The organism is Streptomyces viridosporus, from assembly GCF_002078235.1.
Classification (GTDB): Bacteria; Actinomycetota; Actinomycetes; order Streptomycetales; family Streptomycetaceae; genus Streptomyces; species Streptomyces viridosporus.
The window spans coordinates 1-7,171 of record NZ_MSGP01000525.1; the positions used below are offsets into that span (position 1 = coordinate 1).

General features: G+C 73.2%; 7 protein-coding genes. 5 read left to right on the top strand and 2 right to left on the bottom strand.

Annotation, left to right across the window (positions count from 1 at the left end; translation table 11 throughout):
- Window positions 1-401: 401 nt before the first annotated feature.
- Window positions 402-1,475, bottom strand: a complete 1,074-nt coding sequence (locus B7L92_RS31340) for an alpha/beta fold hydrolase (protein WP_081240708.1) — start codon at window positions 1,473-1,475, stop codon at window positions 402-404.
- Between the two features lie 189 nt (window positions 1,476-1,664).
- Between B7L92_RS31340 and B7L92_RS31345 the strand changes: the two genes are divergently transcribed.
- The 4 genes from B7L92_RS31345 (at window position 1,665) to B7L92_RS31360 (ending at window position 3,574) form a co-directional block, all read left to right on the top strand.
- Window positions 1,665-1,892, top strand: a complete 228-nt coding sequence (locus B7L92_RS31345) for an Rv3202a family protein (protein WP_016824714.1) — start codon at window positions 1,665-1,667, stop codon at window positions 1,890-1,892.
- A 198-nt stretch (window positions 1,893-2,090) separates the two neighbouring features.
- A complete protein-coding gene (locus tag B7L92_RS31350) occupies window positions 2,091-2,735 on the top strand; it encodes a TetR/AcrR family transcriptional regulator (RefSeq protein WP_004983700.1) in 645 nt (214 codons plus the stop codon).
- Window positions 2,736-2,887: 152 nt separating this feature from the next.
- On the top strand, window positions 2,888-3,115 hold the full coding sequence (locus B7L92_RS31355; protein ID WP_016824716.1) for a DUF3107 domain-containing protein: 228 nt from the start codon (window positions 2,888-2,890) through the stop codon (window positions 3,113-3,115).
- Between the two features lie 189 nt (window positions 3,116-3,304).
- Window positions 3,305-3,574: a hypothetical protein gene (locus B7L92_RS31360; protein ID WP_081240709.1), complete on the top strand. Its 270-nt coding sequence runs from the start codon at window positions 3,305-3,307 to the stop codon at window positions 3,572-3,574.
- Window positions 3,575-3,618: 44 nt separating this feature from the next.
- Here the strand turns inward: B7L92_RS31360 and B7L92_RS31365 are convergent, their stop codons facing one another.
- Window positions 3,619-4,374, bottom strand: coding sequence for a ferritin-like fold-containing protein (locus tag B7L92_RS31365; RefSeq protein WP_016824718.1), 756 nt, complete (start codon window positions 4,372-4,374; stop codon window positions 3,619-3,621).
- Between the two features lie 480 nt (window positions 4,375-4,854).
- On the opposite strand from B7L92_RS31365, the gene B7L92_RS31370 reads away from it, so the two are divergent.
- A partial coding sequence (locus B7L92_RS31370; RefSeq protein ID WP_255311225.1) for a DEAD/DEAH box helicase occupies window positions 4,855-7,171 on the top strand: 2,317 nt, incomplete at its 3' end.

Here is a 7,171-nt window from a genome sequence, read left to right on the forward strand (position 1 = left end):
GTGCGCGGGAGTGCCGTCCGGCGGGCGGGGAACGCCGTGCGCCGGGGCGCCGCCGGGGAACCGCGGGAGACCCTGCGCCGGTGTTCCGTCCGGAAGCCATCCGGCCGGGAGGTGGGGCACGCCGTGAGCGGGCGTGCCGTCGGCGAAGCGGGGGGCGCCCCCGCCGCCGGGCGTACCGTGTCCCGGCGCTCCGTACGCCGGGGACCCCTGCGGCCCTCCATAGACCGGGGGCCCGTGTGCCGGAGTCCCCTGCGGCGCCCCGTACGGAGCCCCGTGCCCCTGGGTCCCGCCGACCTGCTCGCAGGCTTCGCGGCCGTCCCGGCCGCCCCGTCCTGCGGTGGTGTTCGCGGTGTCGCCCTTCGGGGCGGGTCCACGGCGGCTGTGGCGTCCCACGTCGCGCCTCAGCCCCTCACGTTCTCGGCGGTGGCCCCGCCGTCGCCGGCCTCGTCCGTGCCGGTGTCGGCGACCGGACCGGGGGCGCCCTTCGCGCCCGGCCCCCCAGTATCCCCCTCGTTCCCCGAATCCGTTGCATCCGCGAGGAGTTCGCGGAAGGCGAGGGCCACGGCCCCGGGGTACTCCATCATCGCCACGTGCCCCGCGTCCGGGAGCGTCACCAGCCTCGAGTGCCGGAACGCGCGGGCCGCCCGCCGGGCCATGCGGAAGCCGACGAGCCGGTCCCGGCCGCCGTAGACGAGCAGGGTCGGCGCGAGCACCCGCTCGGCCTGACGCCACAGTCCGTGCTGGCCGCCCAGCGTGTACGCGTTGACGAGGCCCCGCGCGGAACGCGCCATCGCGTCCCAGAAGTACGGCAGCCGAAGCCGCCGTTCCATCTCCTGCACGGCGTTGCGGAACCCCTCCGACGACACCCGCGCGGGGTCCCCGTAGCAGAGCGCCATCACACCGCGGACCCGCTGCTCCGCCGTCCACTCCCGGGTGATCCGGGTGAACAGCGGTGCGACCCCGGGCACCGCCAGCAGTCCCGTCGGGACGGCGGTGCGCTGCACGCGCAGCTCCGGCAGGGCCGGTGAGACGAGGGTGAGCGTGCGGACGAGGTCGGGGCGCACGGCGGCGACGCGCGTCACGACCGCGCCGCCGAGCGAGTTGCCGAAGAGGTGCACCGGACCGCGCCCGGCGGCGTCGAGATAACGGATCACCGCGCGTGCGTGCGCGGTGAGGGAGTAGTCGCCGTCGTCCGGGGGCGGGGAGTCGCCGAAGCCCGGCAGGTCCACCGCCTCGCTGTCGACGACGTCCTCCAGCAGGGGCATCAGCGCCGACCAGTTCAGCGAGGAGCCGCCCAGTCCGTGGACGTAGAGGGCGGGCGGCAGCCCTTCGCGCGCGGGCGGCCTCGACCGGACCGACAGCGTGATCCCGGGCAGCTCCACCGACCTGAGCCGCTCCCCCTCCGCGATCCTGACGGCGGCCACTTCGGGAAGCACGCTCGCGGGCGGCACGAACGGCGGCTCGGTCGAAGACATGCGGCAATGTTACGAGACGATCACACGGCGGTTCACGTGTTCGCCGTCACAGGGACACCTGCGCAGCGCGTCACGTCCCGGTCGCGGATCGCATAGCGTCCGGATCGGGTGTCTCCTAGGCTCATAAAGAGGGCACCCGCATGTGGCCCCCTGCATTCTCCAGGGACGTTCGTAGGAAGGGAGCCCGGCATGACGGTAGATCCGACCGACCCCGAGACCTTCGAGGAGGACGAGGACATCCGCGAGGACCAGGAGTTCGACGTCGAGGCGCCCGTGGCCGACGCGGCCGAGCAGCAGGCGGACGTCGCGCCGGACCGCGACGACCCGCTGACCGAGCTCGACCCCGATCGCGCCAACGAGGCGGATCTGGTGGAACAGGCCAGGATCGTCTCCCTCGACGAGGACGACTACCGGTGAGGAGAGCGCCGAGAAGGGCCTCATCGAGCAGGAAAGAGGCCGCATTTTGCCCACTCTGACACCTTTTGAAACCTTCCGTACGGCCTTCGTTGCTGTCCGGTCCGCGAAATTCTGCGCCCTCACCGCGCACACCACGGTTACCGAAAAGTACGATGGCGGCGCGGTTCACACCGCACGTGGACGACAATGGGAGGCGGCGTGACAGCCATCGAGCAGACAGAGGCGGCGCGCCCGAGGGGGACCCGCCTGCCGCGCCGGGCCCGACGGAACCAGCTGCTGGGAGCCGCCCAGGAGGTCTTCGTCGCGCAGGGCTACCACGCGGCCGCGATGGACGACATCGCCGAGCGCGCCGGCGTCAGCAAGCCGGTGCTGTACCAGCACTTCCCGGGCAAGCTCGATCTCTACCTCGCGCTGCTGGACCAGCACTGCGAGTCGCTGATCCGGTCGGTGCGCCACGCGCTCGCGTCGACGACCGACAACAAGCAGCGCGTCCGGGCGACCATGGACGCCTATTTCGCGTACGTCGAGGACGACGGCGGTGCCTTCCGCCTGGTCTTCGAGTCGGACCTGACGAACGAGCCCGCCGTGCGCGAGCGCGTCGACAAGGTCACCAACGACTGCGCGGAGGCGATCTGCGACGTCATCGCCGAGGACACCGGGCTCTCGCGGGCCGAGTCGATGCTGCTCGCCTCGGGACTGGGCGGGCTCGCCCAGGTGGTGGCCCGGTCCTGGCTGCACAGCGACCGCAGCGTGCCGCGCGACCAGGCGGTGCAGCTGCTGACCTCGCTCGCCTGGCGGGGCATCGCCGGGTTCCCGCTGCACGGCAACGACCAGCAGCACTGACCGCACGCGCGGACACCGGCGCTCGTTTGTTCCCGTCGGCTGTTCGCTCCTGGCGTGGCCGGGCGGAGCGTGTACATCCCCTCACCGGGCTAATGTGTGCTGGTACGGCGCGGAAGGTCGCGCACTTCACTGACCGTCGGAGGGACATAGCCGTGGAGGTCAAGATCGGCGTGCAGCACGCGCCCCGCGAGATCGTTCTGGAGAGCGGTCAGAGCGCCGAGGAGGTCGAGCGCGTGGTGGCCGATGCGCTGGCAGGGAAGTCGCAGCTGCTGAGCCTCGTGGACGAGCACGGCCGCAAGGTCCTGGTCCCGGCCGACCGCCTCGCGTACATCGAGATCGGCGAGCCGGCCCCGCGCAAGGTGGGCTTCGGCGCACTGTAGGCGACGACCGGCGAGCGGAAGGGCCCGGTGGCACCGCGTGCGGTGCCACCGGGCCCTTCCGCGTGCCGCCCCCGTGCCGTTCACGCAGTGCACACGACTCCCTTACAGAAAGGATTGGGTTTCGCAGGTCAGGGGTAATACCGGCTACGACCGATATGAGCAGGCCGGCCGTGTGGGAGGAACCCCGACATGCTCCTGGAAGCGCTCAGCTCCGCGATCCTCGGCCTCGCTCTGGCGTGGGCGGCCACACGCCGCCTGCCGCACCGCTTCCCCGCCCGCACCCTGGTCCTGCCGACCGGCGCGGCCGGAGCCCTCTTCGGCGCCTTCGTCACGCACACCGCGCTGGAGGCCGGGAACCTGCTGACGGTCCTGCTCGGCGCGGTGACCGTCTCCGTGGCCTCCCTCTCACTGCTGCTGCGCCCCGCGGGAAGACTCCGAAGCCGCTCGGCGACCGTCTGACCGGCCGTCGGGGGCGACGCGGGCCCTGACCGGCCGGTCCGGCGTCAGGCCGCCAGCCCCAGCGCCGCCATCCGCTTGGTGTGCGCCTCGGTGATCCGGGAGAACATCCTGCCGACCTCGGCGAGGTCGAAGCCGTCCGCGACACCGCCCACGAGCATCGTCGACAGCGCGTCCCGGTCGGCGACCACCCGCTGGGACTGCGACAGCGCCTCCCCCATCAGCCGCCGCGCCCACAGCGCGAGCCGCCCGCCCACGCGCGGGTCCGCGTCGATCGCCGCGCGCACCTTCTCCACGGCGAAGCCGCCGTGCCCCGTGTCGTCGAGCACGGTCAGCACCAGGGCACGGGTGTCGGAGTCCAGACGGACCGCGACCTCCCGGTAGAAGTCGCTGGCGATGGAATCGCCGACGTAGGCCTTGACCAGGCCCTCCAGCCAGTCGGAGGGCGCCGTCTGCTTGTGGAAGCCCTCGTACGCGGCGACGAACGGCTCCATCGCGCGGGTCGGCTCCTCCCCGATCCCGGCGAGCCGGTCGCGCAACCGCTCGAAGTGGTGGAACTCGGCCGACGCCATCTTCGCCAGCTCCGCCTTGTCCGCCAGCGTGGGCGCCAGCTTGGCGTCCTCCGCGAGCCGCTCGAACGCCGCCAGCTCCCCGTACGCGAGCGCACCGAGCAGGTCCACGACAGCGGCGCGGTACTGCGGATCGGCGGAGGCGGCCGTCCAGTCCATGGCGGCGACGCCGGTGTGTCCGGCAGGGGTCTCGGGGGCGTCCGCGGCGTTGTCAGGCTTGTCAGAGCTCGTCATGAAGCGCACAATAACCCGCTTGCCGGGCACCGGAAGGCCTTGGACGATCAGTGTGACGACGGCTACGTGACCAAATCGGCCATGGCGTGTGCGCGAATCCGGGGTATGGTGGTAATGCGCCTGCTGAGCACTCCGACGTGCTCGACAGGCCACCCGTATGAGGATGCCCGGTCGGTGGCCCGATCGGCTCCGACCCGACAGCCCTCCCTGACCGTACGGCACATCGCGTACGACGATCGGAGGGAACCCTCAGCGGTACGAGCGCTAGAGCGTCGGCAGTGGTCCCGTGTCCTACGGCATCGCCCGTAAGGCAGCCGACGTCCCCGGCACGGTCCCTACACGACCCCCGCGCTCGCCTCGCACCGCGCACACAGAAGAGGCAGCACCCTGACTACGACGTTCCGAGAGCTCGGGATCCTCCCCGAGACCGCCGAGGCCCTGGAAGCCGTCGGCATCATCACTCCCTTCCCCATCCAGGAGATGACGCTTCCCGTGGCCCTGTCGGGCACGGACGTCATCGGCCAGGCCAAGACCGGCACCGGCAAGACGCTCGGCTTCGGCCTTCCGCTCCTCGAGCGCGTCACCGTCCCGGTGGACGTGGAGGCGGGCCGCGCGAAGCCCGAGGACCTCACCGACGCCCCGCAGGCCCTCGTCGTCGTCCCCACGCGCGAGCTGTGCACCCAGGTGACCAACGACCTGCTGACCGCCGGCAAGGTGCGCAACGTGCGCGTCACCGCGATCTACGGCGGCCGGGCCTACGAGCCCCAGGTCGAGGCCCTGAAGAAAGGCGTCGACGTGGTCGTCGGCACCCCGGGCCGGCTGCTCGACCTCGCCGGGCAGAAGAAGCTGAACCTGGCGCACGTGAAGGCGCTCGTCCTCGACGAGGCCGACGAGATGCTCGACCTGGGCTTCCTGCCCGACGTCGAGAAGATCATCAACCTGCTTCCGGTCAGGCGCCAGACCATGCTGTTCTCGGCCACCATGCCGGGCGCGGTCATCGGTCTCGCCCGCCGCTACATGTCGCAGCCCACGCACATCCGCGCCACCGCGCCGGACGACGAGGGCGCGACGGTCGCGAACACCAAGCAGTTCGTCTACCGCGCGCACAACATGGACAAGCCCGAGATGGTCGCGCGGATCCTGCAGGCCGAGGGCCGGGGACTGGCCATGGTCTTCTGCCGCACCAAGCGCACCGCCGCCGACCTCGCCGACCAGCTCAAGCAGCGCGGCTTCGCCTCCGGCGCGGTCCACGGCGACCTCGGCCAGGGCGCGCGCGAGCAGGCGCTGCGCGCGTTCCGCAACGGCAAGGTGGACGTGCTCGTCTGCACCGACGTCGCCGCCCGCGGCATCGACGTCGAGGGCGTGACGCACGTCATCAACTACCAGTCCCCCGAAGAGGAGAAGACCTACCTGCACCGCATCGGCCGGACGGGCCGCGCGGGCGCGAAGGGTACGGCGATCACCCTGGTCGACTGGGACGACATCCCGCGCTGGCAGCTGATCAACAAGGCGCTGGAGCTGGACTTCGGCGACCCGCAGGAGACGTACTCCACCTCCCCGCACCTGTTCACGGACCTCGGCATCCCCGAGGGCACCAAGGGCATCCTGCCGCGCTCGGAGCGCACGCGTGCCGGGCTGGACGCGGAGGAGCTGGAGGACCTGGGCGAGCCGGGCGGCCGTGGACCGCGCGGGCGCAATGGCCGGGGCGGGCAGGGAGACTCCCGTCCCGCCGAGCGGGAGACCTCGAGCCGTACGCCGCGTCGCCGCCGCCGGACGCGGAACGGCGTGCCGCTGGACGGGGCGGACGGGCAGTCCGCCACCCCGGCCGCCGAGGGCGCCGACGAGACGGAGGCCGCCGCGGCCACCCGCACCCCGCGCCGCCGCCGCCGGATGCGCGGCGGGGTCCCGGCCGAGACGGCGTCCGCCGCGGCGACCGCGGTCGAGCCCGTGGAGCCGGCGCGGTCCGCCGTCACGACGGCCGAGGGAGTCACCGAGCCGGTGGAGGCCCCCGAAGCCGCCGAAGCCCTCGAGGCGCCCGCGAAGCCGCGTCGTCGCCGCACCCGCAAGACCGCGGCCGCTGAGCCGGTGGTCGACGCGGTCGAGGGAACCACCGAGCCGGCGGAGGCCGCGGAGGCCAAGCCCCGCCGCCGCACCCGCAAGACCGCGGAGGCCGCCGAGACCGCCACGGCCGTCACCGAGGGTGCCACGGCCGTCGCCGAGATCCCGGCGCAGGCCGCCCAGGGGCCGGAGGCCACCGAGGCCGCCAAGCCGCGTCGCACGCGGAAGTCCACGGCCAAGAAGGCCGAGGCAGCGGTCGACACGGCGGAGGCCGCGGAGGCCAAGCCGCGCCGCCGCACCCGCAAGACCGCGGAGGCCACCGAGACCGCCACGACCACCGTGCAGGAGCCGGAGGCCCCGGCGGAGGAGAAGCCGAAGGTCCGCCGCACCCGCAAGACCGCGGCCGCCGCCGAGGCCGTCGACACGGCGGAGACCGCGGAGGCCAAGCCGCGCCGCCGCACCCGCAAGACCGCGGAGGCCACCGAGGCCGCCACGACCGTCGCCGAGATCCCGGCGCAGGCCGCCCAGGGGCCGGAGGCCACCGAGGCCGCCAAGCCGCGCCGGACCCGCAAGGCCACCACGGCCGCGCCGGAGCCGGAGGCCCCGGCGGANNCCGCAAGACCGCGGCCGCCGCGAAGCCCGTGGAGGGCTGACACACCACCCGACGGCCCGTCCCCACCTCTCCGTGGGGGCGGGCCGTCGGTGTGTCCGCGGCCCGTCCCGCCCGCTACCCTCGCTC